This is a genomic window from Actinomadura graeca (genome assembly GCF_019175365.1).
Classification (GTDB): Bacteria; Actinomycetota; Actinomycetes; order Streptosporangiales; family Streptosporangiaceae; genus Spirillospora; species Spirillospora graeca.
The window spans coordinates 1301086-1325032 of the sequence record NZ_CP059572.1 but is presented as its reverse complement, the minus strand read 5'-3'; the positions used below and the strand labels follow the sequence as shown (position 1 = coordinate 1325032).

23 protein-coding genes are annotated in these 23947 nt (G+C 73.5%); 11 read left to right on the top strand and 12 right to left on the bottom strand.

The genetic code is table 11. The features are described 5' to 3' along the window. Positions 1 to 20 precede the first annotated feature (20 nt). From AGRA3207_RS06160 to AGRA3207_RS06145, 4 genes are all read right to left on the bottom strand, one after another. Positions 21 to 1682: a B12-binding domain-containing radical SAM protein gene (locus AGRA3207_RS06160; protein WP_231333582.1), complete on the bottom strand. Its 1662-nt coding sequence runs from the start codon at positions 1680 to 1682 to the stop codon at positions 21 to 23. Beyond that, complete coding sequence (locus AGRA3207_RS06155) at positions 1682 to 1921, bottom strand: hypothetical protein (protein ID WP_231333581.1); 240 nt, start codon at positions 1919 to 1921, stop codon at positions 1682 to 1684. Before AGRA3207_RS06155 ends, AGRA3207_RS06160 begins: the two co-directional genes overlap by 1 nt. A 62-nt stretch (positions 1922 to 1983) precedes the next feature. Then, positions 1984 to 2244 carry a hypothetical protein gene (locus AGRA3207_RS06150; RefSeq protein WP_231333580.1) on the bottom strand — a complete coding sequence of 87 codons (261 nt, stop codon included), beginning with the start codon at positions 2242 to 2244 and terminating at the stop codon, positions 1984 to 1986. 82 nt (positions 2245 to 2326) lie between these two features. Beyond that, the gene (locus AGRA3207_RS06145) at positions 2327 to 4246 is read right to left on the bottom strand and encodes an ABC transporter ATP-binding protein (protein ID WP_231333579.1); all 1920 of its coding nucleotides are present in this window, start codon (positions 4244 to 4246) and stop codon (positions 2327 to 2329) included. A 329-nt stretch (positions 4247 to 4575) separates the two neighbouring features. On the opposite strand from AGRA3207_RS06145, the gene AGRA3207_RS06140 reads away from it, so the two are divergent. The 5 genes from AGRA3207_RS06140 to AGRA3207_RS06120 all read left to right on the top strand — a co-directional run bounded on the left by AGRA3207_RS06140 (position 4576) and on the right by AGRA3207_RS06120 (position 7227). Further along, positions 4576 to 5694, top strand: a complete 1119-nt coding sequence (locus tag AGRA3207_RS06140) for an LCP family protein (protein WP_231333578.1) — start codon at positions 4576 to 4578, stop codon at positions 5692 to 5694. 28 nt (positions 5695 to 5722) lie between these two features. Next, on the top strand, positions 5723 to 6013 hold the full coding sequence (locus tag AGRA3207_RS06135; RefSeq protein WP_231333577.1) for a hypothetical protein: 291 nt from the start codon (positions 5723 to 5725) through the stop codon (positions 6011 to 6013). A gap of 161 nt (positions 6014 to 6174) precedes the next feature. Then, positions 6175 to 6333 carry a hypothetical protein gene (locus tag AGRA3207_RS06130; protein ID WP_231333576.1) on the top strand — a complete coding sequence of 53 codons (159 nt, stop codon included), beginning with the start codon at positions 6175 to 6177 and terminating at the stop codon, positions 6331 to 6333. Positions 6334 to 6500: 167 nt separating this feature from the next. Further along, positions 6501 to 6656, top strand: coding sequence for a hypothetical protein (locus AGRA3207_RS06125; RefSeq protein WP_231333575.1), 156 nt, complete (start codon positions 6501 to 6503; stop codon positions 6654 to 6656). A gap of 79 nt (positions 6657 to 6735) precedes the next feature. After that, the gene (locus tag AGRA3207_RS06120; RefSeq protein WP_231333574.1) at positions 6736 to 7227 is read left to right on the top strand and encodes a glutathione peroxidase; all 492 of its coding nucleotides are present in this window, start codon (positions 6736 to 6738) and stop codon (positions 7225 to 7227) included. 37 nt (positions 7228 to 7264) lie between these two features. Here AGRA3207_RS06120 and AGRA3207_RS06115 read toward each other — a convergent pair whose 3' ends face one another. The 4 genes from AGRA3207_RS06115 to AGRA3207_RS06100 all read right to left on the bottom strand — a co-directional run bounded on the left by AGRA3207_RS06115 (position 7265) and on the right by AGRA3207_RS06100 (position 13373). Continuing rightward, positions 7265 to 7807, bottom strand: coding sequence for a methylated-DNA--[protein]-cysteine S-methyltransferase (locus AGRA3207_RS06115; RefSeq protein ID WP_231333573.1), 543 nt, complete (start codon positions 7805 to 7807; stop codon positions 7265 to 7267). A gap of 201 nt (positions 7808 to 8008) precedes the next feature. After that, positions 8009 to 10666 (bottom strand): DUF6493 family protein, encoded by a 2658-nt coding sequence (locus tag AGRA3207_RS06110; RefSeq protein WP_231333572.1) that lies wholly within the window; start codon positions 10664 to 10666, stop codon positions 8009 to 8011. Next, positions 10663 to 12039 carry an SWIM zinc finger family protein gene (locus AGRA3207_RS06105; protein ID WP_231333571.1) on the bottom strand — a complete coding sequence of 459 codons (1377 nt, stop codon included), beginning with the start codon at positions 12037 to 12039 and terminating at the stop codon, positions 10663 to 10665. The genes AGRA3207_RS06110 and AGRA3207_RS06105 overlap by 4 nt, the downstream gene beginning before the upstream one ends. An 86-nt stretch (positions 12040 to 12125) precedes the next feature. Then, positions 12126 to 13373 carry a homocitrate synthase/isopropylmalate synthase family protein gene (locus AGRA3207_RS06100; protein WP_231333570.1) on the bottom strand — a complete coding sequence of 416 codons (1248 nt, stop codon included), beginning with the start codon at positions 13371 to 13373 and terminating at the stop codon, positions 12126 to 12128. Positions 13374 to 13446: 73 nt separating this feature from the next. On the opposite strand from AGRA3207_RS06100, the gene AGRA3207_RS06095 reads away from it, so the two are divergent. The 4 genes from AGRA3207_RS06095 to AGRA3207_RS06080 all read left to right on the top strand — a co-directional run bounded on the left by AGRA3207_RS06095 (position 13447) and on the right by AGRA3207_RS06080 (position 16424). Next, positions 13447 to 14691, top strand: coding sequence for a citrate/2-methylcitrate synthase (locus tag AGRA3207_RS06095; RefSeq protein ID WP_231333569.1), 1245 nt, complete (start codon positions 13447 to 13449; stop codon positions 14689 to 14691). 1 nt (position 14692) lies between these two features. Further along, positions 14693 to 15052, top strand: coding sequence for a hypothetical protein (locus tag AGRA3207_RS06090; protein WP_231333568.1), 360 nt, complete (start codon positions 14693 to 14695; stop codon positions 15050 to 15052). A 56-nt stretch (positions 15053 to 15108) separates the two neighbouring features. Further along, a complete protein-coding gene (locus tag AGRA3207_RS06085; protein WP_231333567.1) occupies positions 15109 to 15426 on the top strand; it encodes a DUF3817 domain-containing protein in 318 nt (105 codons plus the stop codon). A gap of 74 nt (positions 15427 to 15500) precedes the next feature. Further along, positions 15501 to 16424, top strand: a complete 924-nt coding sequence (locus AGRA3207_RS06080) for a bifunctional helix-turn-helix transcriptional regulator/GNAT family N-acetyltransferase (RefSeq protein ID WP_231333566.1) — start codon at positions 15501 to 15503, stop codon at positions 16422 to 16424. An 875-nt stretch (positions 16425 to 17299) separates the two neighbouring features. Here AGRA3207_RS06080 and AGRA3207_RS06075 read toward each other — a convergent pair. The 4 genes from AGRA3207_RS06075 to AGRA3207_RS06060 form a co-directional block, all read right to left on the bottom strand. Continuing rightward, the gene (locus AGRA3207_RS06075) at positions 17300 to 17947 is read right to left on the bottom strand and encodes a Type 1 glutamine amidotransferase-like domain-containing protein (protein WP_231333565.1); all 648 of its coding nucleotides are present in this window, start codon (positions 17945 to 17947) and stop codon (positions 17300 to 17302) included. Between the two features lie 50 nt (positions 17948 to 17997). Next, positions 17998 to 19251, bottom strand: a complete 1254-nt coding sequence (locus AGRA3207_RS06070; protein WP_231333564.1) for a trypsin-like serine peptidase — start codon at positions 19249 to 19251, stop codon at positions 17998 to 18000. A gap of 285 nt (positions 19252 to 19536) precedes the next feature. Further along, positions 19537 to 20148, bottom strand: a complete 612-nt coding sequence (locus AGRA3207_RS06065) for a hypothetical protein (protein ID WP_231333563.1) — start codon at positions 20146 to 20148, stop codon at positions 19537 to 19539. A 2-nt stretch (positions 20149 to 20150) separates the two neighbouring features. Next, positions 20151 to 20723, bottom strand: a complete 573-nt coding sequence (locus tag AGRA3207_RS06060; RefSeq protein ID WP_231333562.1) for an RNA polymerase sigma factor — start codon at positions 20721 to 20723, stop codon at positions 20151 to 20153. A 200-nt stretch (positions 20724 to 20923) separates the two neighbouring features. Between AGRA3207_RS06060 and lon the strand changes: the two genes are divergently transcribed. Both lon and AGRA3207_RS06050 read left to right on the top strand, forming a co-directional pair. Continuing rightward, complete coding sequence (gene lon / locus AGRA3207_RS06055; RefSeq protein WP_231333561.1) at positions 20924 to 23320, top strand: endopeptidase La; 2397 nt, start codon at positions 20924 to 20926, stop codon at positions 23318 to 23320. 153 nt (positions 23321 to 23473) lie between these two features. Further along, positions 23474 to 23944, top strand: a complete 471-nt coding sequence (locus tag AGRA3207_RS06050) for a VanZ family protein (protein ID WP_231333560.1) — start codon at positions 23474 to 23476, stop codon at positions 23942 to 23944. Positions 23945 to 23947: the final 3 nt, after the last annotated feature.

Sequence of the window (23947 nt, the reverse complement as noted above, 5' to 3'; positions counted from 1 at the left end):
GACCGGCACCGGGTGGGCGGTCACTGGTACGCGGCGCCGGAGATCCGCAGGGCGCGGTCGAGCTCGTCCGGTGCCAGCCCCAGCCGGTCGCCCAGGCGCCCGAGCGCCGCCGAGGCCGAGCCGATCAGGTCGTCGAGGTCCGTCGCGCGGCGTCCGAAGCCCCGCAGGCCGACGTCCTCCAGGGTGTCGGGCTTGGCGCCGGAGGCGAGCCGCTCCACCAGTCGCCGGAAGACCATTACCGGTGCGTGCCGCAAGGTGACGCTGTCGAGCTGGAGGCCGCACAGGTCCTCCCACGGGCCTGTGCGCCCGGTGAGGCATTCCACGGCGCGCGGATGCTTCAGCAGGGTCTCCGTCTTGGCGAGCAGCCTGTCGATGCTCCCCTGATAGCGCTCTTTGAAGTCCTGGACGAGCCGCCACCATGTCCGCAGTTCCGCGTACTCGAACAGCTCCGCGGTATCGGGCAGGGTCCCGCTGACGAACGGCTTTCCCCGCCGCTCCTCGTAGAACTCCCGGATGGGCGTGCCCTCGTACAGCGCGAGGCTGGTGTAGAAATGCTCGTGCGGATAGTGGTCGAGGAAGTGGCGTTCGATGAAGTCCATGTTCATCTGAAGGTCCTCGACGGTGCTCGCCGGGTCCACCATGATGAAGTCGAGGGCTATCTCCACGCCGATGCGCGTCAGAAAGCCCACGGCCGCGTCATTGACCTCGGGGCCCACTCCCTTGGCGAGGCGCTCCAGCACGGCCGGGGACGCGCTCTCCACGCCGACCTCGATGAACCGCAGTCCCAGATCCCGCATCTCCTCGATCACGTCGCGGGCCTTCAGGATCTGGTTCACCCGGGTGCCGAAACTGAACGTGATGCGGTCGTCGGCCGCATGAAGGGCCCGGACCATCGCCAATGCGCGCTGCGCCTGGACGAAGAAGTTGGCGTCGCTGAAATAGACGTGGCGGTAGTCGATGCCGTCCCGCTGCCGGAAGAACTCCAGCTCGCGGACGACATTCTCCGGGCTGCGCGAACGATACCGCCGGCCTATCGTGAGGACGCCGCAGAAACTGCAGTCGTACGGGCAGCTGCGGGAGGTGTTGATGGTCAGGGCGGGGCGGAGTTCGTCGCGAACCGCGTCGTAGAAGTGGAGCCTGCCGTACTCGCGGTCCGTGACGAATTCCGCGGCGGGGAACGGCAGCGCGTCGAGGTCGTCGGGGGCGGGCGTCTCGCGGTTCACCCGGACGGCGGCACCGTCGCGCCAGGTGAGGTTGGGCACGGCGTCGAGCCCGTCACCGGCGGCGAGGCACCGGACCAGCTCCAGCGTGGGGTGCTCGCCCTCCTTGCGCACGACCCCGTCGATCTCGGGGTGACCGCGGATGATCGCGTGGTGGGTCGCGGTGGCCTGCGGGCCGCCCATGACGATGAAGCACGAGGGATTGCGCCGCTTGATCTCCCGGGCCATGTCGGCCGCGACGCCGAACGACTCGTTGTAGACCGACATGCCGAGCAGGTCGTGGTCCCACAGCCGGTACCGCTCGACCAGCTCCGCCGCGCCCGCCGTCGAATCCCCGAAATCGAAGCCGGTGGACGGATGCCCCTCGGACTCCAGGAACGCCATGATATAGGCCAGGCCGATGGGAATGGACTTGCGGCGATCCGAGAAGCCGACCGAAGGATTCAGGAGTGCGATCCGCATCAGGCTTCGTCCCCGTCCCCACTCAGGGCGATCACCTGCCGGGAGAGCAATACGGCGATGAAGGCCCGATCCGCGTCCTCCAGGGCATCGGTATCGCAGGCCCCGTTCGCGGCGATATCGCGCCAGAGGGTGCCGGCGCGGTCATTCAGCCGGATCGCCGAGCCATTCTCGCCGACCCCCGGGATGTAGATGGCGCCGCATTCGTCGAGATAGGGCGTCAGGATGGTGTAATGCGCCATCGCGAGGAACCTCCCGTCGGGTGGCCGCTGCGGGCGGGAGCCTCCCGCAGCGGCCTGGCGCCTCAGTAGCGCTTGCCGAGCATCTTCGTGTAGGTCGCGCTGCCCATCGTCACGTTCGCGAACGCCGGGGCGTCCTTCTTCGCTTCACGAAGTTCGTCCCGGACCAGATCGCGCAGGGACTTGCGTTCCGCGCTCACCTGTTTCCCCCTCTCAGGATGATCGTCGCCCGACAATCCGCTGATCCATTGTCCGGCGATCTCTGTGGATGGGTAACAGTAGATATAGTCCTTATCATCCAGCCGTTTAGCAATGGTCTTGACCAAGCTTTGACTCAAATGACTGTACGCTTGTTCGATTGCTTTGGCGGACGGTATTCCCGGATTGGCGCCTGCGCGGCCGGTGCCCCTAGGGCGCCGGTGGTTCGGCGCTGTACGCCGACGCCTGGAGGGAGTACAGCTCGGCGTAGAGGCCGCCGCGCGCCATCAGGGCGCCGTGGTCGCCCTCCTCGATCACCCGCCCGTGCTTGAGGACGTGGATCCGGTCGGCATGGCGGACGCTCGCCAGCCGGTGCGTGATGAGCAGGACCGTCCGCCCGTCGGCGTGGGTGCGGATCCGCTCGAACAGCAGATGCTCGGCGCGGGCGTCCAGGGCGGCGGTCGGCTCGTCACAGATCAGCAGAGGGGCGTCCCGGTAGAAGCCGCGGGCGATCGCCAGCCGCTGCCACTGGCCGCCCGACAGCTCGGCGCCGCCCTGGAACCGCCGGTCCAGCAGCGTGTCATAGCCGCGCGCGAGCCCGGCGACCACCTCGTCGGCGCCCGAGGCGCGTGCGGCGGCGAGGACGTCCGGGTCCTCGTCCCCGGTGCCCGCGCCGGTGGCGGCGGGGCGCCCGGCGCCGTCGCCCGCGGCCGCCCGTCCCATGGTGATGTTCTGCCGCGCGGTCATGGGCCAGTGCGTGTAGTCCTGCGCGATGACGGCGACGTGCCGCCACACCTCCTGCGGGGCGACCCCGGTCAGCGGGACGCCGTCCCACAGGACCTCCCCGTCGTCGGGGTCGTACAGCCCGGCCATGACGCGCGAGAGGGTCGTCTTGCCCGAGCCGTTCTCACCGACCAGTGCGATGACCTCGCCCTTGCGCAGTTCCAGCGAGACACCGCGCAGCGACGGCGCCTCCGAGCCCGGGTAGGTGAACGTGACGTCCTTCACCTGGATGCGGGCGAAGTCGTCAGGGAGACGGCCGTGGTCGTCCGTGTCCGCGTCCGTGTCGACGTCCGCGTCGACGTCCGTGTCCGCGTCCGATCCGTGAGACAGGGAGCGACGGGGGATCCTGGCCTCGGCGTTCTCGCAGAACGCCAGGTAGTCGCCGAAGTACAGGCCCTCCTCGTAGCACTGGTTGACCGCGAACACCAGGTTGGCGAGCGACGTCTGGCCCGTCCTGATCGCCAGCACGGCGGTGCCCGCCACCGCCAGCGGCACCGCGCCCTGCCACAGCATGAGCCCCAGCGCGCCGTACACGACCGCGGTCGCGACGCCCTTCAGCATGTCGCCGGTGACCTTGGCGAGGGTCTGGCGGCGCGCCAGGTCCAGCTCCACGGCGCGCTGGTACGCGGCGAACCGGTCGTACTCCTCCAGCAGGAAGGGACGCATCGTGAACGAGCGGATCTCCGCCGCGTGCCGCCGCTCGACCATCAGGTCCGCGAGGATCCACTTGCGGCGGACGACCTCGACCAGCGCCAGCTCGGTCAGGTAGCCCATCCGGGCGCTGCGCACCGACGCCCAGCCCTCGGGCAGCGCCGTCAGCAGGAGCAGCGGCAGCAGCAGCGGGTGCAGGACGCCGAGGGTCCCCGCCGCCGCGGCCATCCCGACGGCGCCGGTGAGCACGTCCACCGCGGTCCGCACGACCCTCGGCGCCGCCAGCATGCCGCGGCTCCGCGCGCGCTTCAGCTCGTCCAGGAAGTCGGAGTCATCGAGCGCGGTCAGGTGGGCCGCGGTGGTCGCCTCGTACAGCCGCAGCTCCACCAGCCGCTCAACCTGCGGCTCCAGCCGGGCCTGCGCCCAGCCCGCCCCCGCCTGGAACCCGGCGCGCAGCGCCGCCGCCCCCGCGACCAGCGCCAGCGACGGCAGCGCGTCGCGGACCCGTCCCGGCGTGGGGCCGCCGCTGAACAGTGCCGTGAGCACGCCGGTGGTCGCCAGCAGCCCGAACGCGGTGAAGACGCCGGCCAGCAGGTTGAGGGAGACGGTCACGATCGAGTCGGCGCGGCTCGCCCGCCAGGCCAGCCCCGCCGCCTGGGCGATGACCGACGGTAACCGCCGGGCCATGGTGCGCATCCCGGTCTCGGCCAGCTCCCCGGTCCGCGCGTGCCAGGAATGGACGGACAGCTCGGGGAAGGCGGAGGCGGCGGAACGCGAGCCCCGCCCGTCCCTCCTCTTTCCCGGACCTCTCCTACCCCGACGTCCGCCCTCGCCCTCGCCGCGTCTTTCTCGCCGCGCGCCCATCCGCCGCCCCTCGCTCACACGTACTACCAGCCGAAGGCAGTGTGCTCCGGGAGGAGGACGCTGTCCGCCTTATATGTCACATAGCGTGGCTACTTGGAGCTGTGGACAATCATGCGCCGGAAGGACGCGCCGACCGCCCCCGGTTGTCTAGGGTCTACGACATGAGCGACGGCTGGCCGGAAGGCTGGACACGCAAGGAGGGCGAGCGCGTGGCGCGCAGCAGGCACGAGTCCGTTCCCGCGGGTCACCCGCATGAGCGGGACCCGTACGCCGACCCGTACGCCGGCGACCAGCTCGCCGGCGGCCGGATCTGGCAGGACCGGCGCCGCCGCCGGCGGCGCTGGCCGTACGTCCTCGGCACCCTCTTCACCGTCCTGGTGCTGGTGGTGGCCGGCGGGTACTTCTACCTGGACTCGCGGCTCAAGCGCGAGTCCGTCCTCGTCGACTACGCGGGACGCGTCGCCGACACCCCCGGCACCAACTGGCTGATCGTCGGCTCCGACAGCCGCGAGGGCCTGTCCAAGGCCGAGCAGAGGAAGCTGCGCACCGGCTTCGCGTCCGGCCGCCGCACCGACTCGATGATGCTCCTGCACTACGGCTCGGGCGGCAGCTCGCTCATCAGCCTCCCGCGTGACTCCTACGTCCCGATCCCGGGCCGCGGGTCGAACAAGCTGAACGCCGCGTTCGCCTTCGGCGGTCCCAAGCTGCTCGTCCAGACGGTCGAGCGGAGCACCGGCATCCACATCGACCACTACGCCGAGATCGGCTTCAACGGCTTCGTCGGTGTCGTGGACGCGGTCGGCGGCGTGGACATCTGCGTCAAGGACAAGATCAACGACCCGAAGGCCGGGCTCAGGCTCAGCCCCGGCTGCCAGACGCTGGACGGCGGCCAGGCGCTCGGCTACGTGCGGACCCGCGCGTTCGCCCGCGCCGACCTGGAGCGGGTCGAGCACCAGCGGCAGTTCTTCGGGGCGCTGATGAAGAAGTCGACGAGCCCGGGCGTGCTGCTCAACCCGTTCCGCGGCGTCCCGCTCGCGATGAACGCCACCAGCAACTTCCTGGTCGACGACAACGACCACCTCTACGACCTGGTCCGGATGATGTGGGCCATGAAGGGCGTCAGCGGCGGGAACGGCGTGACGACCACCGTCCCGATCGGCGGCACCGGCAGCGCGGCCGGCGTCGGCTCCTACATCACCTGGGACAGGGCGAAGGCGGCCACGCTCTTCGACGCCCTGAAGTCCGACAAGGCCATCCCCGGCAGCGCCGTCACGAAGTGACGGCCGTCCCGTTGGCTAGAGTCGGGCCATGGCCGATGGGACACAGGACGGGACGGAGCTGGACGACCTGCCGTCCAAGGAGCTGTACGACCGCGCGATGAGCCTCGCCAGGGAACGGCGCGACGTCGGCTTCCTGTGGGACCTGCTGCGCGCCATCCCCGCCGCGGCGGCCGCCACGGGCGAGGTTGACCGGGCGGAGTTCGACCTCCTGCACGGGCTGTCGCTGCTGGAGGAGTTCACGCACGCGGGGGAGGGCGAGCTCGCCGACGCCCTGCGCCCGTTCTACATCGACTACCTCGCCGCGCACGGCACGCCCTGACCCCCGTCCGGCGCCGCTCCGGCCGCCGCTCCTGCCCGCCGGGCCGACCGGCCGGCGGTGGATCCGGGGGAGATGGTGCCGTCTTTGCCGTGTGTTGATCTCCGTTCGGCCGCTCCTGGGAAACACTCTCCGTAGGCAATTGACCGCAGAGGGTGGTTGAAGTGAACAAGAAACATCTCAAAGTGGCCAGTCTCGCCTTCGTGGCGTGGTACGTCATCAGCAGGCCCGAAGGGGCGGCGACCCTGGTCCACAGCGCCCTGGGCGGCCTCGGGAGCGCGGCGGAGTCGTTGTCCGAGTTCATGAGCGCGTTCCCGGGCTAGCGCGGCTCCGTCTGCCCCGTGCCCGCCGGGCGCGGGGCTTTTTCACGCCCGTGGACCGCGCGGGAGCCCCGCCGTCACAGTAAAATCTCGCTTTGCGGTCAGACGTGGCTGGGCACAATCGGATCGGGTCATTGTGTCGCTGCGCTACTACAGGGACGGCGTTACGGATGAAGAAGAACCTCCGCTATGTGGCGATCGCCTTCGTCATCTTCTACCTGCTGAGCTCGCCGCAGGACGCGGCAGGAGTGGTGAACAACGCGTTCAGCCAGCTCGGCACGGCGGGCGACCAGCTCGCCTCGTTCGTGAACGCGTTGGGCAAGTGAGGCCGCGCCGGCGTTCGGCGGAGACGCCGGCGGCGGCCGCACCGCGGGCATGTCGGGCCGATCTCCTAGGATCGGCCGCATGTCTGTCTTCGACGTAGAAATCGGTGGTCTGCGGGGAGGACCCGCGGACCTCGCTCAGTACCGGGGCAAGGCCGTGCTGGTGGTCAATGTGGCCTCCAAGTGCGGCCTGACCCCGCAGTACTCCGGTCTTGAGCGGCTGCAGGAGCGGTTCGCCGAGCGCGGCTTCACCGTTCTCGGCGTTCCCTGCAACCAGTTCAAGGGCCAGGAGCCGGGAACCCCGGACGAGATCGCGGAGTTCTGCTCGGCGACCTATGGGGTCACCTTCCCGATGACGGAGAAGGTCGAGGTCAACGGTGACGGCCGGCATCCCCTCTACCGGGAGCTGGCCGGCACGCCGGACGACGGCGGCCACACCGGCGACATCCGGTGGAACTTCGAGAAGTTCCTGATCGGCCCGGACGGCGCCGTCGTGGCGCGGTTCGCCCCGCAGGCCGAGCCGGAGTCGGCCGAGGTGGTCGCCGCCATCGAGAAGTCCCTCCCGCCGGTGTGAGCCTCGCCACACCGCCGCGGCGGTTCGGGCGCCGGGGTCAGGGCGCGCGGGTGACGTCCCAGTCGAGGGTGGCCGGGATCGACCCTTCGAGGGTGAGCAGCCAGCGCTTGACCTCGACGCCGGAGCCGCCGCTGTAGCCGCCGAGGCCGGTCGAGGCGACCACGCGGTGGCACGGGACGACCAGGGGGATCGGGTTGGAGCCCATCACCTGGCCGATGACCTGGGCGTGGACCCCGGTCCCGCTGCGGTCGCCCAGCTCCCCGTAGGTGATGGTCCGCCCGTAGGGGACGGACTCGTGCAGCGTGGTGAGCACCTGCCGCTGGACGTCGGACGTGAGGCGCCAGTCGATCGGCAGGTCGAAGCCCTTCAGGTCCCCGGCGAAGTAGTCCCGCAGGGCGGCCAGGGCCGGGGCCAGCCGGCCGGGGGCGTCCACGACGGGCAGCCCGGTGGCCTTGGCCGTGCGGGCGCGTGCCGCGGGGGTGTCGCGGAAGTGCAGCGAGACGATCCCCGTCTCCGTCTCGCCCACGAGCAGGCGGCCGAGCACGGTGTCGGCCGTGCCGAACGCGAGTGTGCCGTTCATCGTTCAGTGCTCCTTCCCGGTGGACAGCCTTCCACGCGGCCCTGTCATTCCGCTCGGCACCGGTGTTCCTCTTGATGCCGTCATTCCTCTCAACACCGGCCGGGGGCCGCCCGTTGCGCGGTGACGGGCGGGCGTCGCGGGCCGCCGCGATCCTCGGCGCGCGGTGGTCAGCAATGCGCGGTGGTCAGCAGTGCGCGACGGTCAGCAGTGCGCGGTGGTCAGCGTGCGGTGGAGGTGCGCGGCCTCCTGGACGAGGCGGCTGGAGCCCCGGCGGGACGCGACGGCCTCCAGGGCGGGGATCGCGCCGCGCGCGCCGCCCAGCTCCGCCGTCCGGGTGCCGAGGGCGATCAGGTCGGGCAGTCCGGCGGGCGCCCGGGCGCCGGGCGCGGGCAGCAGCGCGGGGAGGGCGGCGGCGATGATCGCCCACACGTCGGCGTGGGCGCCCGCGTCGGCGGCGGCGCCGAGCGCCCTGGCGATCCGGGTGGCCTTCACGCGTCCCAGCGCGGCGAGCCGGCCGGCGGCGGCGCCGGTCTCCGCCGCGGGCAGCCGCCCCCGGCCGCTGAGCGCGAGCAGGGCCTCGACCGCGTCGGCGCGCTCGCGCTCGTGCTTGTTGCCGAGCACGAGCGCCAGCGCCGTCCCGGTGGCCGCGCCGGAGGGCCCGTCGGCCTCGGCCAGGGCGAGCACCGTCTCGCCCTGCGCCCACTCGTACTCGTCGGTGCCCGCCAGGCACGGCGCGAGATGCGCGGCGGCGACCTCGCGGTGGGACGGGAACATGGCGGGCCAGGACCAGGTGGAGGTGCGGTAGTGCGGCCCGCCGGAGTCCGTCCGGCCGGGTGCGGGGAACGCGCAGACGCGGGCGATGCCGGGCGGGACGTCACCGCGCGGGTCCACCGTCGCCAGGATCCGGGCCGACGCGCGCGGCGCCCGGCCGCCGGACGCCGGGACCGTCCCGCCCAGGATCCGGCAGTCCACGGCGGGGTCGCCGAGCCCGCCCGCGGCGAGCCAGGAGGCCACGGCACGTCCGGCGTCCGACCGCAGGGCCCCGGCGCGGGACGCGGCGGCGGTATCGATCGCGCGGGGGACGCGCAGCATCGCCTGGACGAGGTCGGCGCCGCCGGGTTCGAGGCCCGCCTCCTCCAGCCGTTCCAGGCGCCGGATTAGGACGCCGGTGTCGACGTGGCCGCTGCCCTCGGTCGGGGTGGCGAGCAGGACGGGCAGCACCCCGACCGCCGCCGCCGTCTCGCGCCTGCGCCAGCCGAGGAACCGGTCGAGCCGTGTGGCGTGCCCCGTCCCGCGTCCGCCGGGCCGGTCCCTGACGAACGCGGCGCGGGCCTCGGCCACGCGCGGCACCTCGGGCCGGAGCAGGCTCCGGACGGCGGACAGGACCCAGCGTCCCTCCGCGTAGGAGCGCCGGTAGCCGTCGTCCGCGCCCGCCGCCCACGGGTCGTCGCCGAAGGCCCGGGCGAAGGCGTCCCGCGTCGCGGCGAAGTCGACGAAGGCGTGCTCGACCAGCGCGCCCAGGAACCGCTCGACGGCGGCCCACGTCTCGTGCCCGTGGGCGAGGGGGCCGAACTCCTCGACCAGCTCGGCGAGGGAGCCGATCGGCGGCGGCAGGTCGCGGGGGACGAACGGCGGCGGCCCCGCGGGGACCGGCGGCGCGGCGGCGGCCCCGTCGATCGGGCCGAACGCGGCGGCGACCGTCGCGCGGAGCCCGGCGGGCAGGTCGGCAGCCGCGGCGCGGACCTCCTCGCGGGCCTGCGCGCCCGCGCCGCCGCCATGCCGGACCGCGATCCGCACGGCGCGTTCGCGCAGGTCCAGGGCCTCAGCGGCGAACACGGCGGTGGCGGCGCGCAATGTGGCGTCCACCCGGCCGCGCGGCCGGGCCGTCCGGTCGAGCCAGGTCAGGGTGGCCCGGACGAGCTTCTTCTCGGGGCGGAACAGCAGCGCGCTGATCGCCTCCTCGAACAGCGCCCCGTCCAGCCGCCCGAGCTCGTCGGCGCGGCGCGTCTCGCGGAGCGCCAGGTCGGCCACGCCGGGCGGCGCGGTGGGCAGCAGCCGGACGTAGTCCCGCGCGCGTGCGGCCGACTCCTCGTCGGTGAGCCGCAGCTCCTGGTGGAGCTGGACGAACCAGCGCAGCGTGTGGGCCGTGCCGCCGCGCAGGAACCGGTTGACGCACCCGTCCAGGAGGGTCGCGCGTTCGAGTCGCCCTGCCTCGGCCAAGGCGACCAGTGTGCCGATCCAGTCGCGCTCTTTCGCCGTCGTGTCCGTCGCGAGGGCGAGCGCGAGACCCGCCCCGTCCGTCTCGAACAGCCGGGGGACGAGCGCGTCCAGGAACGGGTCCTCGCCGAGCGACGGGACGCGGGCGCCGCCGAACACCCAGCCGACGACGAAGCCGTCCGACACCGGGGGCGCCGCCCCGGCGGACAGCGTGAGCGCGGCCGCCATGTGCCAGAGGGGAAGGTCCCTCCAGACGGCGTCGGCGGTGCGGATCCGCGCGGCGACACGGTGGGCGACCTCCGCGCGCCACTCGTCCGGGCGGGCGGCGGTGACCGCCTGGACGGCCGCGCGCAGGTCGTCGTAGCGTCCGGCCCGCCACGGGACCTCCAGGTCCCGGCGCCCGAGCCAGGCGGCCGCGGCGGCGGCGCCGCCGATCGCGCCCGCGCCCGCCACCAGCAGCGGCTCGACCTTGCGCGGGTCCACCAGGCCCCACTGCGAGGCCGCGCGCACCGTCTTCAGCAGCGCGGGCAGCTCCGTGGCGGTGGCGCGGCGGCCGGCGGGGTCGAGGGCGGCGACCAGGCGGGCCGTCCCGCCGAGGTCACCGGAGTCGATCGCGGCGCGGACGGCGTCCCAGGAGCTCATCGCGCGGCCCCTGCGATCGCGTCGGCCTCGCGGCGGACGATCCGGGCCGCCAGGACGTGCTTGCACGGGCCGCGCTCGCCCCGGTGGTCGAACCACCACGGGCAGGTGCAGGTGGCGCGGTCGCCGTCCAGCCGCACCCGGCGGTCGGTGCCACTGCACACCACGATCGCGGTGTCCTCGTCGACGAACCGCACGGCACCGTCCCCGGCGAGCGCGCGCGCCGAGCGCAGCCTGGGGTTGAGGTACGCGATACGTGCCGGATCGTAGGGGAGCTCACGGTGGAAGAAGGCCGCCTCGGCGGTGTCGAACCCCACCCGGCCCGACGTGCCGAGCTGGGTCAGCGCGGCCTTCGTCCGGGCCGGTTCGAGACCCGAGCGCGCGGACAGCAGGTCCGGGTCGACGCGCGGTTCGAACTCCAGCAGCGCGCCGAGCAGATCGGCGTCGCCGGCGGCCTCGTCCGTCGCGAGCGCCTCGAGGACGGCGCCCTCACCGGAGAACCCGCGCGAGGACTGGGGGGACAGGGTGAGGACGTACCGCATACCGGGCAGCTCCAGCTCCCACACGCTCGACACCGGCCCGCTCCCGTTCGTGACGGGCGGCCCGTACACGCGCAGGGCGCGCGCGAAGCGCAGCAGCGGCAGCATGGTCCGCAGCCGGTCCGCGCCCGCCAGGCACACCGCTCCGGGCATCGGACGGGACGCGATCCGCAGCGTCCGCCCGGCAGGCACGGCCCAGAAGGTCTCCCGCGCGCGCTTCGGAACCGACCGCAGGAACCGGACGGCGTCCGGGCCTTTCAGCTCCCCGCGCGGATCGAACCCGGCCGTGATGACCTGGACCTCCGCGAACCCCCGCAGCCACCGGTCCGGGAGCGGCACCTTCTTCTCCACCACCGCGCCGTCCAGCGTCGTCACGGCCAGCTCCTCGGCGCCGACCGCGAGATGCAGCGGGTCGGAGCCGCCCACCCGGGCGAGGGCCTCGCGCAGGGGGCCGTTGACGTCCACGTTCGTCGTGCCGCGCTCGTGGACCTCGCCGTCCATCGCGGGCTCCAGCACGTCCAGCCGCGCGTACACCCCGCCGCACGCGGAGAACGACTCCATCCGGAGCCGGTCGCCGTTGCAGGTCACCACCGGATCGCGGAACGAGGTGGGACGCGGCTGGTGGTAGCGCGTCCGGGCGACGTCGGCCAGGGCGAGCAGCGCCGCCGCGGCCGGCGCCGCCTGGGTGAGCACGCCGCTGAAGAAGCGCGGATGCGGCCGCGGGCCGGCCGTCGTCGTCCCGCCGGAGGTCGACAGGCCGAGCAGCCCGCCGTCCAGCCCGGACGGGCGCGTGTAGGTGTAGGACTGCGCGGCGCCTGCCGCTGCCGTGGTCGCCATGCGGGAGAACGTAGGGCGCGCCGCCGACAAACTCCGGTGGATTCCCGAAAACGGCAGGTCGGTTCAGGGAACGAGGTCTGCGAGACTCAGTCCACGGGGATCTGGTGCGGGAAGAGCAGCGCGAGCTCGCGCGGGTATCCGGCGATCAGCCGGAGCTCGTCGTCGGTGAGCGGGCGGCCCGTCTGCGCGTTGCACAGCTGGACGAGCGTGAACGCCAGGTCCTCGTCGGCGGGCTCGACGCCGAGCCCGTCCATCACGTGCCTGAACCCGGCCCTGCCGCCGTACTCGCCGGTGAGGACGACCCGGCCCGGCCGTGTGTGCCGGTCGTCGGGGAACGGGCCGAGGGTCTCCTCGTCGTACAGCTCGTAGTTGCCGTGGTCTTTCAGCGCGCCGTCCGCGTGGATGCCGGACTCGTGCGCGAAGGCGTTCCGCCCGACGCCGACCTGGTTGTAGGGGAGTGGCTGGCCGAGGGCATAGGCCGCCCAGAGCGCGAACCGGCGCGCCCACGACAGGTCGATCGGATCGCCGATCCCGGCGGCGTGCGCCTCCAGCCCGAACCCGTGGCGGAACGCCAGGATCGTCGAGAGCAGGTCCGCGTTGCCGGACCGTTCGCCGATCCCGTTCACGCACGTGTTGATCCACGCGTCCTGGCCCGCCTCCAGGTCGCCGAGCGCCCCCGACACGGAGTTGGCGACGGCCAGGCCGAGGTCGTTGTGGCAGTGCGTCTCGACGGGCATGCCCACGGCCGCGGCCAGCCTCGCGAAGCGCTCCCGGATCCGCCCCGGCGTGTCGCCGCCGATCGTGTCGCAGTAGCGGACGCGGTCGGCGCCCGCCTCCTTCGCCGCCAGCGCGAACTCGGTGAGGAAGCCGTCGTCGGTGCGGGAGCCGTCCTCGGCGTTCACCCCGACCGTCGCCGCGCCGCCCGCCTTCGCCGCCCGCACCGCCGCGACCATCTCGCGGACGATCGCGTCCCGGTCCAGCCGCCCGCGGAACTTGTTCGCGATCATGTAGTCGGACGTCGAGATCGACAGGTTGTAGTGGGCGAGCCCGGTGTCCCCGGCCTTCACCCGGATGGACTTCTCGACGTCCTCCGCGACACCCCGGCACCAGCCCGACAGCCGCAGCGCGCCGAACGCGCCCGCCTCCGCCAGGGCGATCTGCGCCCGCACGTACGGGACCTCGTGGAACAGGAACGGGAACCCGATCTCCGACTGCGCCGCCCCCAGCCGTCCCAGATAGAAGTTGACCATCGTCTTGCCGAACTTGGACAGCCCGGTCCGGGCCGTCTGCACGCCGTCCCGGTTGGTGACGTCGAGGAAGTGGATCTGAGGCATGGACTCAGATTGACACCGCGATCCACATGTATCAATATTGATTAAAATCAATGTTCACGGGGAGGATGGGCCGGTGGAGGGGTGGATCGACGCCGCGGCGGCGGCCGAGCGGCTCGGTGTGAAACCCGCCACGCTGTACGCCTACGTCAGCCGCGGCGTCCTGCGCCGCAGGCGCGACACCGATGGCCGGCGCAGCCTCTTCGACGCGGCCCAGGTGGAGGAGCTGGCCCGGCGCGGCAGGCCCCGCCGCCCGCCCGGGCCGGGGGAGCTGGCGATCGAGTCGGAGATCACCGCACTCGGCCCGGACCGCCCCTACTACCGGGGCCGCGACGTCCTGGATCTGGCGGGCACCGCGACGTTCGAGCAGGTCGCCGCGTGGCTCTGGAGCGGCGGGTCCCCATCGGCCGACGACGGCTGGGAACCCCGCGCGGACGGTGTGGCGGCGGCCGTCGCCGCCCAGTCGGGCCTGCCCTCCGGGCTCCTCCCGATGGACCGCCTCCAGCTGATCGCCGCCGCGCTCGCGGCGACCGACCCCCTGCGCCACCGCCTCGACGACGACGGCGTGACCGCCACCGCCCGGTCCCTCATCGCCGGTCTCGTGGAGGCCCTGCCGCCCGCGGCCGGCCCGGGGCCCGGCGGCGGCCCGCCCGCGGCGGGGCGGATCGCGGTGCGCCTCTGGCGGCGGCTCTGCCCCCGGCCGCCCGAACCGGCACTGCTCCGCGCCTTCGAGGCCGCGCTGGTCCTCCTCGCCGACCACGAGCTGGCGGCGTCCACGGTCGCGGCGCGGGTGGCCGCGTCCGTGCGCGCCGACCCGTACGCCGTCGTCGTCTCCGGCCTCGGGGTGCTGAGCGGGCCGCTGCACGGCGGCGCCTCCTACGGCGCGGAGCGCCTTCTCGCCGAGGTCGCGGACCCGGCCGGCGCCTCCCGTGCCGTGGCCGGGCGGCTGCGCGCGGGCGAGCGCGTCCCCGGCCTCGGCCATCCGGTCTACCGCTCGGGCGACGCCCGCTGCGCCCTCCTGCTGGACCTGGTCCGGGACGCGGCGCCGGGGCACGGGCGCCTCGCCGCCGCCGAGTCCGTCCTGGACGAGGCCCGGCGGCAGGGCCTGCCCCCGCCCAACATCGACTTCGCGCTCGCCGTCCTCGGCGCGGTCGCGGGGCTCGTCCCCGGCGCCGGGGAGGCCGTCTTCGCGGTCGCCCGCACCTGCGGATGGGTGGCCCACGCCCTGGAGGAGTACCGCCGCGCGACGCCCCTGCGTCCCCGGGCCGTCTACACCGGAACCCCGGTACGGGCTCCGGGGGGCCGGGGGTACGCTCGTTGACGTGCGACGGTTCCTCACCCCGGGCTGGCTCGGGCTGCATGCGCTGGCGATCGTCCTGTGTGCCTCGTTCCTCGGCTTCGGCTGGTGGCAGTACGACCGCGCCCAGGCGGGCAACGACCGCAGCTGGGCCTACACCTTCGAGTGGCCGATCTTCGCGATCTTCGTGATCGTGATGTGGATCAAGATGATCCGGGACGAGCGGGACGGCGTGGAGCCGCAGGCGCCCCAGGTGATCGAGGAGCCCGCGGAGGCCGCGATCACGCGGGAGATCATCCGCCGGCAGGAGGAAGAGGACCCCGCCCTCGCGGCCTACAACCGCTATCTCGCGCGGCTCAATTCCGAATCCCACCGGCGCGACTGACCGGCGCGGCAGCCGCGTCGCGCGGTCGACGAAAGGTGTGTTCTGTGGAAGGCGCGGTGACCAGGTATCGCATCCTTGCCCTGGTGGTGGGCACCCTGCTGGTGCTGCTGGCGATCGGCATGGTGCTGAAGTACGGGCCGACGGACGAGCCGGCGATGGCGGGCGTGGTGGCGCCCGTCCACGGCGCGCTCTACGTGGTCTACCTGCTGGCCGCGTACGACCTGTGGCGGCGGACCGGCTGGCCGCTGAGCCGGATGGCGCTGATCGTGCTGGGCGGCATCGTCCCCCTCATGACGTTCTTCGTCGAGCGCCGGATCGTGCGCGACGCCCGGGCGCTGGGCGCGCGCGCAGGCGGCGCGGAGGTCGGCGCCTGACCGATCCCTTTTGGGACTGGCCCGCCGGGCTCGCGTCCCGTAACGTTTGACTGAGTCAAACGTTAGGAGACGGGATGGGGGCGACCGACGAGGACGTCGCTGCGGTCCGGACGTTCAACCGGTTCTATACCGGGGTGATCGGGGTGCTCGGCGAGGGGCTGGTGCGCACGCGGCACTCCCTCACCGAGGCCAGGGTGATCTTCGAGCTGGCGCAGCGGCCGGAGACCGAGGTGCTGGTCCTGCGCCACGCGCTGGAACTGGACGCCGGTTACCTCAGCCGCATGCTCGCCCGGTTCGAAAGCGACGGCCTGGTGGTGCGCGAGCGCGCTGCGGACGACGCGCGCCGGCAGATCGTCCGGCTGACCGAGCGGGGCCGGAAGGTCTTCGCGATGCTGGACGAGCGGTCCAGGGCGGAGATCCGGGACCTGCTGGACGGGCTGCCCGGCGATGACCGCCACCGGCTGCTGGCGGCGATGCGGTCCATTCACGGCGTCCTCGGCGACCGCCCGAGCCCGGCCGGATTCGCCCTGCGCCCGCTGCGTCCCGGCGACCTCGGCTGGGTGGTGCAGCGCAACGGCGCCCTCTATGACGAGGAGTGCGGCTGGGACCGCACCTACGAGGCGCTGGTCGCCAAGGTCGTCGCCGGGTACGTCGAGGACCACGACCCGGAGCGGGAGAACGCCTGGATCGCCGAGGCCGGCGGTGTCCGTCTGGGCGCTGTCTTCTGTGTCCGCCGCGACGACGCCGTCGCCCAGCTGCGCCTGCTGCACGTCGAGCCGGAGGCCCGGGGCGCCGGTGTCGGCGCGGCGCTGGTCGCCGAGTGCGTGCGGTTCGCCTCCGCCGCCGGCTACTCCGAGATCATGCTCTGGACGACCGCGCTGCAGCGTCCCGCGCACCGCGTCTACGAGCGCGCCGGGTTCGCCCTGGAGACGGAGGAGCCTCCCGTCCGCCGTTTCGGTGATGTGATCAACGGTCAGATCTGGCGCAAGAAACTCTGAACGGCCTCCGGCCGGCGCCCAGCGTCCTGAGAACCCGTCTCGGCGTGACCTGAGCCGTCGCACGAGCGTGCTGCGCGACCGGCGAGGCGATGCCGGAGCGGGCCTCGCCCGGCAGCTCGCGGAGCGCTGTCGCGCCCGCCCGGGAGCGGGCACCGCGGGCCGGGACCGGGATGACACCGCCTGGACCCGGGGAGGTTCGGGCCTCCCCGGGTCCAGGTTCGCAGCGATCCCTTACTGCGTGGTGGCGGCCGGGACGGGGGTCGGACGGAGTGCCGGCCGCCGTGCGTTCACCGGCGTCGTGCCGGTCTCGGTCGGGGTCGGTCCTCACCTCCTTCCGGGACGCGGCCGGACGGGGGGCGTGACGGCCCGTCCGGCGCGGAGTGCGGGCGCGATGCGCCCGGTCGTGGGCGGGCCGGGCCGGCGGCGCTGCCCGAGGGCGCCGTCGGCCCGGCTGTGGCGGACGCCGGTGCCGCGGGGGCGTGCGGCGCGTGCGTCCTCGGCGGCAGGGTGGTGTCCGGCCCGGGACGGCCGAGGACCCGAGGTGTGCCGCCGCGCCCCGGGTGGGGCGGGCGGACGCCCTCGGCCGTACCGTGGTGGACCGGCGCGAGGTGCGCGGTGATCCTCATCCGCCCCTCCTTCGCCTGGTGGTCTCCGGCCGGGATCTTTGCCCTCCGGAGGAAGTTCCGTTCACCCATTGTCACGATCTCGTTGCGGTAAGTACCCCCAGGTCATGCGCGTGTAAACCGAAGCCGACGCAAAGAATCAAGATCGCCACGGACCTTTGCCAGCCCATTGCCAACGGCGTCGAAGACGCGTCCCGCGGGGCCTCGGCGCGGCCGGAGGGCCCCGATTCCCGTTCGCCGAGGCGGTCGTCCTCAGGGTCCCGATGACCCGCAGGCGGGACCGCGCGGCGAGGGCGTGATCGTCCAGTGGGGGCCGTCGACGGTGACGGCCTGGTCGTCGTTGATCGAGACGTACCGCGCCGGGTCGCCCGCCCGCAGGATCCGGTGGTCGTGCCGTGCGGCGTTGCCGGGCCGGTCGCGGTGCGGCAGCACGGTGAACGGGACGAGGCCGAGCCCGGTGGTGGAGGAGACCCTGCCGGGGTCCTCGCCGTCGCGGAAGAAGCCGAGGCCGGGGCCGGCGAGCGCGGCTCCGGCGGAGATGCCGGCGTAGGCCGTCCGCCCGTCGCCGACCGCCCGGCGGACGGCCTGGTCGAAGCCGCTGCGGCGCGCGTGCTGAAGGAGGAACATCGCGTACCCGCCGGTGACGAAGACCAGATCCGCCGGGCCGAGGGCCCGCTCGACGCAGGACGGCCCGGCGCGTTCCAGGTCGAGGCGCTCCACCGCCAGGCCCTCGTCGCGCAAAAGCCGGGCCGCCGCGTCGGCGAACGGCGCCGACGGCATCGGGTTGGCGGCGGTGGGCACCAGCACCGCCCGGGTGGGGGCCGCCGGGAGCGATGCGAGCCATCCCCGCAGGCCGCCCAGCCCGGCGGACCCCAGGAACAGGCGCCGGGGTCCGCTCATCGTGACCGGGAGGTCGGCCGCATACGGCCGAGCCTAGGGGGCCGGTGCGCTCAGCGGGAGGCGCGGGGCGGGCCGCTGTTGTCGATCTGGCCGGCGATCTCCGCGTTGACGAGGGAGATCCGGGTCCCCCAGTTGGGGCAGCCGCCGAGGTGGTGCAGCGCGATCACCTTGTGCGAGGAGGCGGCCAGCACCGGCGAGCCGGAGTTGCCGCCGGAGCTGTCGCACAGGTACCCGGTGTTCACCCCGGACGACACGCGGTCGATCTTGCAGTACGCCCCGCCGTCGCGGTCCTCGTAGAGGGACAGGCGCTTGGGCTTGGTGTCGCCGTGGCCCGGGATGTAGATGCGCTCCGAGGCGACGGGCTCCCGGACGTCCAGGTAAAGGGTGCCGTACTTCTGGATCGAGGCGAAGTCGTTCACCGAGAACAGCGTGTAGTCCAGGGCGCTGAGCGGGCTCGTCTTGATCAGTTCCGCTCCGCTGACCTTGGTGCCGGCGCGCGGGTCGTTGCCGCCGCACGTGGCGCACTGGTAGTCGAACTGGAACTCGCTGGCGCGCAGATCGGCGGCGCTCTCCATGCAGTGCTGGTTGGTGAGCATGCGGTTGGTGTTGCCGACCCGCCAGGAGGTGCAGTGCCCGACGCCCTTGAGCAGCTGGCGGGCGACCGCGCCGGAGCGGGCGTACTCGGTGGGGTGGCTGGTCTGGTAGCAGCCGACGTCGCGTCGGGCGTCGGTGCCGCAGACGCTGAACGTGCCGGGGTTGGCCGCGGCCCTCTCGGCCTCGTCGAAGCCCCGGAAGTAGGCGTCGACGCGGGCGCCGTAGTCCCGCCGGTTCAGGTCCGCGGCCTCGCTCCGCCGCGCCGCGGCGTGCAGGGTGACCACGGCGGTGTCGCCCTCGACGGACATCGCGGCGAAGCCGGGCCTGCCGTGCACCGTGAAGCTCGCGTCGCCGGGGGCGCGCGCCACGGTCGGGTCGCCGTGGTAGGTGTGGACCTCGCGGCCGGCCGGGTCGGCGACGGTCAGGCGGTCGCCGGGGACCAGCTTCAGCGACGCGAAGTGCACCTTGATGTAGGTGGAACCGGGCTCGCGGATGACGGTGCGCCAGCTGCGGCCGGTGGGCGCGTACCGCACCACGGCGTCGTCGGCCTTCTCCTCGCCCGCGACGGTCACCCGCGGCTGGGGCGTGGCGGGTGCCGCCCCGGCGGCGGGGGAGTGCGGCACGGTGGCCCGGGCGGCGGGGCCCGGCAGGACTGATGCGGCCGCCAGCAGTGCGGCGGCGACGGACAGGGCGCGTGGCCGGAAGGACACGGCGCACCTCCTCGGTTGCGGGGGGCGGGGGTTCCCGGGGGGAGACGTCGTGGGCGGGCGGGGGGCCTCCGGGCCGGAGGGGAGCAGGCCCGGTCCAGGACGCGGTGCGGCGGTCGTCTGGACCTGTCCGCCGGGCGCGCGCCTGTACGCCGGGCGTCGCGGCCGGCGAGGACGAGATTGTGGCACCCGGGACCCCGGTCCCGTCACTCGCAACTTGTCATAGCTCCGGGGCTATCGGACCGGCCCGGCGCGCGCGGCTCCGCGGCGGGCCGGTCCGGAACGCGATCAGCCGCCGACGCCGCCGTCCGGCAGCCGGGTCACCTTGACGGGCCCCGGCACCGGCACGCAGGGTGCGACGGGGCCGGTGGCGGTGCCGGAGAACGTCCAGGCGGCGGACGCATCCCGGCCGAAGCGGGTGAAGCCGACCTCCAGCACCAGCGTCCGGCCCGGCTTGAGCCGGTCGGGGTGCAGGCGGGTGAAGTGGCCGTCGCCGTCGTCGTCCTCCGGCCGCATGATCGTGACCAGCGTGCCGTCGTCCGGGACGATCGTGCCGCGGGGCGTGCGGCAGCGTTCGCCGTCGGGCACGAAGTCGACGACCGCCGGGATCCCGAGCGCGCGCAGCCGGGAGGCGATGAGCTCGGGATGCCGGTAGTCGCGGATGTAGAGCCGGATCGAGCCGTCGGGATCGCGCACGACCGCGTTGGCCTTGGGCGCCCGGTCCCCGGTCATCACCGGGACCACGATCGCCGCCGCGGCGGCGGCCACCACGGCGGCGGCCGTCAGGCCCGCCCGGCGCCACCGGACGGCCCGGACGCGCGACGCCGCCGGGGCGGGCGCGGTGCGGGCGGCGACGACGTCCTTGAGCTCTGCCAGCAGGCGGTCTTCGAAGGTCTGCAAGATCACTCCTCGGAGTAGGCGAGGGGGGCGGGGAAGGCGGGCAGCGCGGCGCGGACCGCCTTGCGGGCCCGATGGAGGCGGACGCGGGCGGTGACGGGCCGGATCCCCAGGGCGGCCGCCGCCTCGGTGACGGTGAGGCCGTCCACCGTGATCAGTTCGAGCAGGGCGCGGACGCCTTCGGGGAGCCCGGAGAGGGCCTCGTAGGCGCGGCGTCCGTCGCTCTCGGCGTCGATCCGCTCCTCCAGCCGGGCGATGTCGCCCGCGTCCAGCAGCCGCCGACCGGCGATGCGCCCCGCGATCCGGGACTCCCGTGCCGCCCGGCGGTGCTCGGCGGCCACGACGTTGCGCGCCACCCCGTACAGCCAGCCCAGCTCGCTGCCCATGGCGGGCCGGTAGGTGTGGGCGGAGTCGACGACCGCCAGGAACACCTCCGCGGTCAGGTCCGCCGCCGTGTGCGGATCGCGGACCCGGCGGGCGATGAACCGGCTGACCTCCTCGATGTGCCGCCGGTAGAACGCCTCCAGGGCGGCGGGATCCCCGCCGGCACGAGCGAGGCCGCTCTCGGGCTTGGCCATGCTCTCTCCTCTCGCTGTCACACTCCTACTTGGCGCGACACCGGAAAGGCGTTTCCTCCCCGGGGCCGTCCGGCCGGGCGGCCGGGCGGCGTGGTGATCGCTGAGAGCGAACGTTGCTGAGGAAACAAAATCGTGCTCCGTTTTCTTGAGTGTGGATGACTCAACTCGGTGTTGGGTGACACACGGACTTGGAGCTGAGCATGAGCGAGACCCTGACGCTGCCGGTGCTGCCCCTGGACGACGGGGCCGTTCTGCCGGGCATGGTGGTCCCCCTCGACCTGTCCGAGAGCGGGGAGGTCCGGGCGGCCATCGAGGCGGCCCGCGCGGTGGCCCAGGCCACGGGGCCGGGGATCCGGTCGGCGGCCAAGCCGCGGGTGCTGCTGGTGCCCAGGCTCAACGGGCAGTACGCCGGCGTGGGGACGCTGGGCGTGATCGAGCAGGAGGGGCGGCTGCCGGGCGGGGAGCCGGGCGCGGTCGTCCGTGGCGTGTCGCGGGTGCGGATCGGCACCGGGACGACCGGGCCGGGCGCGGCGCTGTGGGTCGAGGGCACCGTGATCGAGGCGCCGCCCGTGACCGGGCGGGCCGAGGAGCTCGCCAAGGAGTACAAGGGCCTGGTCAGCGCCATCCTGCAGAAGCGCGGCGCCTGGCAGGTCGTGGACGTGGTCCAGCAGATCGACGATCCGTCCACGCTGGCCGACAACGCCGGGTACGCCCCCTACCTGTCGGACGAGCAGAAGATCGAGGTGCTGGAGACGCCCGACGTCGTCGAGCGGCTCACGCTGGTCATCGGGTGGGCGCGCGACCATCTCGCCGAGCTGGACGTGGCGGAGACCATCCGCAAGGACGTGCAGGAGGGCATGGAGAAGACGCAGCGGGAGTTCCTGCTGCGGCAGCAGCAGGAGGCCATCCGCAAGGAGCTGGCCGAGCTGAACGGCGACCCGGCCGACGAGGAGGACGACTACCGGGCCCGGATCGAGGCGGCCGACCTTCCCGAGAAGGTGCGGGAGGCGGCGCTCAAGGAGGTCGACAAGCTGGAGCGGTCGTCCGACGCCTCGCCTGAGGGCGGCTGGATCCGCACATGGCTGGACACCGTCCTCGACATCCCGTGGAACGAGCGCACCGAGGACTCCTATGACATCGCCGGCGCGCGCGCGATCCTTGACGAGGACCACGCGGGCCTCGACGACGTGAAGGAGCGCATCGTCGAGTACCTGGCCGTGCGCAAGAGGCGCGCGGACCGGGGACTGGGCGTCGTGGGCGGGCGCAGGAGCGGTGCCGTGCTGGCGCTGACCGGACCCCCTGGCGTGGGCAAGACCTCGCTCGGCGAGTCGGTCGCGCGGGCCATGGGACGCAAGTTCGTGCGCGTCGCCCTGGGCGGCGTCCGTGACGAGGCGGAGATCCGGGGTCACCGCCGGACGTACGTGGGCGCCCTTCCGGGACGGATCGTCCGCGCCATCCGCGAGGCGGGCTCGATGAACCCGGTCGTCCTGCTGGACGAGGTGGACAAGGTCGGCGCGGACTACCGGGGCGACCCGACCGCGGCGCTGCTGGAGGTCCTCGACCCCGAGCAGAACCACACGTTCCGCGACCACTACCTGGAGGTCGAGCTCGACCTGAGCGACGTGCTGTTCCTCGCCACGGCGAACGTGGTCGAGGCGATCCCCGGCCCGCTGCTGGACCGGATGGAGCTCGTCGAGCTGGACGGCTACACCGAGGACGAGAAGGTCACGATCGCCCGCGACCACCTGCTGCCGCGCCAGCTCGGCAAGGCGGGGCTGGAGGCGTCCGAGGTCGGCTTCGGCGACGACGCGCTGCGGCTGCTGGCGGCCGAGTACACCCGCGAGGCGGGCGTGCGGTCGCTGGACCGCTCGATCGCGCGGGTGCTGCGGAAGGTCGCCGCGAACGTCGCGCTGGAGAAGGCGGCGCTCCCGGTCGCCATCGGCGCGGGCGACCTGAAGGACTACCTGGGGCGGCCGAGGTTCACGCCGGAGGTCGAGCTCGGCAGGTCCGAGAGGCGGACGGGCGTGCCGGGCGTGGCGACGGGCCTCGCGGTCACCGGCGCGGGCGGCGACGTCCTCTACATCGAGGCGTCGCTGGCCGACCGGGAGACCGGGGACACCGGCGTGACGCTGACCGGCCAGCTCGGCGACGTCATGAAGGAGTCGGCGCGGATCGCGCTCAGCTACCTGCGCTCGCGGGGCGCCGAGCTGGAGCTGCCGGTCGGCGACCTGAAGGACCGCGGCGTGCACGTCCACGTGCCCGCAGGCGCGATCCCGAAGGACGGCCCGAGCGCCGGCATCACGATGACGACGGCGCTGGCGTCCCTGCTCTCGGGGCGGCCGGTCCGGCCGGACGTGGCGATGACCGGCGAGGTCTCGCTGACCGGGCGGGTCCTGCCGATCGGCGGGCTGAAGCAGAAGCTGCTGGCCGCGTCCCGGCTCGGCATCACGACCGCGATCGTCCCGAAGCGCAACGAGCCGGACCTGGAGGACGTGCCGGCCGAGGTGCTGGAGAAGCTGACGGTGTTCGCCGTCGGCGACGTCCGCGAGGTGCTGGACCTGGCGCTCGAACCGGCCACCACGCCGGTCGCCGTGTGACCGGCCGCGCCGCCCCGGGGGACCCCGTCCCCGGGGCGGCGCCCATTTCCGGCCGTCCCTAATCGGGGGACCGTGCTCGGAAACAAAGGACGAAATCACGCGATCCGCATATTCCGAAACGGAGCGGGGACCAGGGGTCCCGTGGTGGTGCGGATGTGGCAGCCGGCGGCGACCGGCGAACGGCTCTCCTGGTGGGTGATCGCCCTGCGGGCGGTCGCGGTGACGATCGCGCTCGGCTTCCTCGCGGTGTTCTGCTACATCGCGTTCCGGCTGACCCTGACGCCCGTCCATGACAACGGGCAGGCCGGGGGGAACACCGATCCCGGGCGCTCGCTGCGCTTCTACGCGGACCGCCCCGTCAAGGAGGCGGTCCTGCAGATCGGCGGCAACCTGGCGCTGCTGGCGCCCCTCGGCGTCCTGCTGCCGGTCGTCTGGGTCAGCCTGCGGGGCCCGATCCGCCTCGCGCTCCTGACCGGCATGTGCTCCCTGGCCATCGAGACCGTCCAGGGCGCGTTCGTGATAGGGCGCGCCTTCGACGTGGACGATGTGATCCTCAACGTCGCGGGGGTCGTCCTCGCCTACCTCCTCCTCGGGCGGCGGCTCTCGAAGTCCGTCCGCGGCTGACGG

What these genes read in the sequence shown, in the direction of transcription:
- AGRA3207_RS06160 (WP_231333582.1), bottom strand. Translation starts at nt 1,682, where the DNA reads ATGCGGATCGCACTCCTGAATCCTTCGGTCGGCTTCTCGGATCGCCGC.
- AGRA3207_RS06155 (WP_231333581.1), bottom strand. Translation starts at nt 1,921, where the DNA reads ATGGCGCATTACACCATCCTGACGCCCTATCTCGACGAATGCGGCGCC.
- AGRA3207_RS06145 (WP_231333579.1), bottom strand. Translation starts at nt 4,246, where the DNA reads ATGCGCACCATGGCCCGGCGGTTACCGTCGGTCATCGCCCAGGCGGCG.
- AGRA3207_RS06140 (WP_231333578.1), top strand. Translation starts at nt 4,576, where the DNA reads ATGAGCGACGGCTGGCCGGAAGGCTGGACACGCAAGGAGGGCGAGCGC.
- AGRA3207_RS06135 (WP_231333577.1), top strand. Translation starts at nt 5,723, where the DNA reads ATGGCCGATGGGACACAGGACGGGACGGAGCTGGACGACCTGCCGTCC.
- AGRA3207_RS06125 (WP_231333575.1), top strand. Translation starts at nt 6,501, where the DNA reads ATGAAGAAGAACCTCCGCTATGTGGCGATCGCCTTCGTCATCTTCTAC.
- AGRA3207_RS06120 (WP_231333574.1), top strand. Translation starts at nt 6,736, where the DNA reads ATGTCTGTCTTCGACGTAGAAATCGGTGGTCTGCGGGGAGGACCCGCG.
- AGRA3207_RS06115 (WP_231333573.1), bottom strand. Translation starts at nt 7,807, where the DNA reads ATGAACGGCACACTCGCGTTCGGCACGGCCGACACCGTGCTCGGCCGC.
- AGRA3207_RS06110 (WP_231333572.1), bottom strand. Translation starts at nt 10,666, where the DNA reads ATGAGCTCCTGGGACGCCGTCCGCGCCGCGATCGACTCCGGTGACCTC.
- AGRA3207_RS06105 (WP_231333571.1), bottom strand. Translation starts at nt 12,039, where the DNA reads ATGGCGACCACGGCAGCGGCAGGCGCCGCGCAGTCCTACACCTACACG.
- AGRA3207_RS06100 (WP_231333570.1), bottom strand. Translation starts at nt 13,373, where the DNA reads ATGCCTCAGATCCACTTCCTCGACGTCACCAACCGGGACGGCGTGCAG.
- AGRA3207_RS06080 (WP_231333566.1), top strand. Translation starts at nt 15,501, where the DNA reads ATGGGGGCGACCGACGAGGACGTCGCTGCGGTCCGGACGTTCAACCGG.
- AGRA3207_RS06075 (WP_231333565.1), bottom strand. Translation starts at nt 17,947, where the DNA reads ATGAGCGGACCCCGGCGCCTGTTCCTGGGGTCCGCCGGGCTGGGCGGC.
- AGRA3207_RS06060 (WP_231333562.1), bottom strand. Translation starts at nt 20,723, where the DNA reads ATGGCCAAGCCCGAGAGCGGCCTCGCTCGTGCCGGCGGGGATCCCGCC.
- lon (WP_231333561.1), top strand. Translation starts at nt 20,924, where the DNA reads ATGAGCGAGACCCTGACGCTGCCGGTGCTGCCCCTGGACGACGGGGCC.
- AGRA3207_RS06050 (WP_231333560.1), top strand. Translation starts at nt 23,474, where the DNA reads ATGTGGCAGCCGGCGGCGACCGGCGAACGGCTCTCCTGGTGGGTGATC.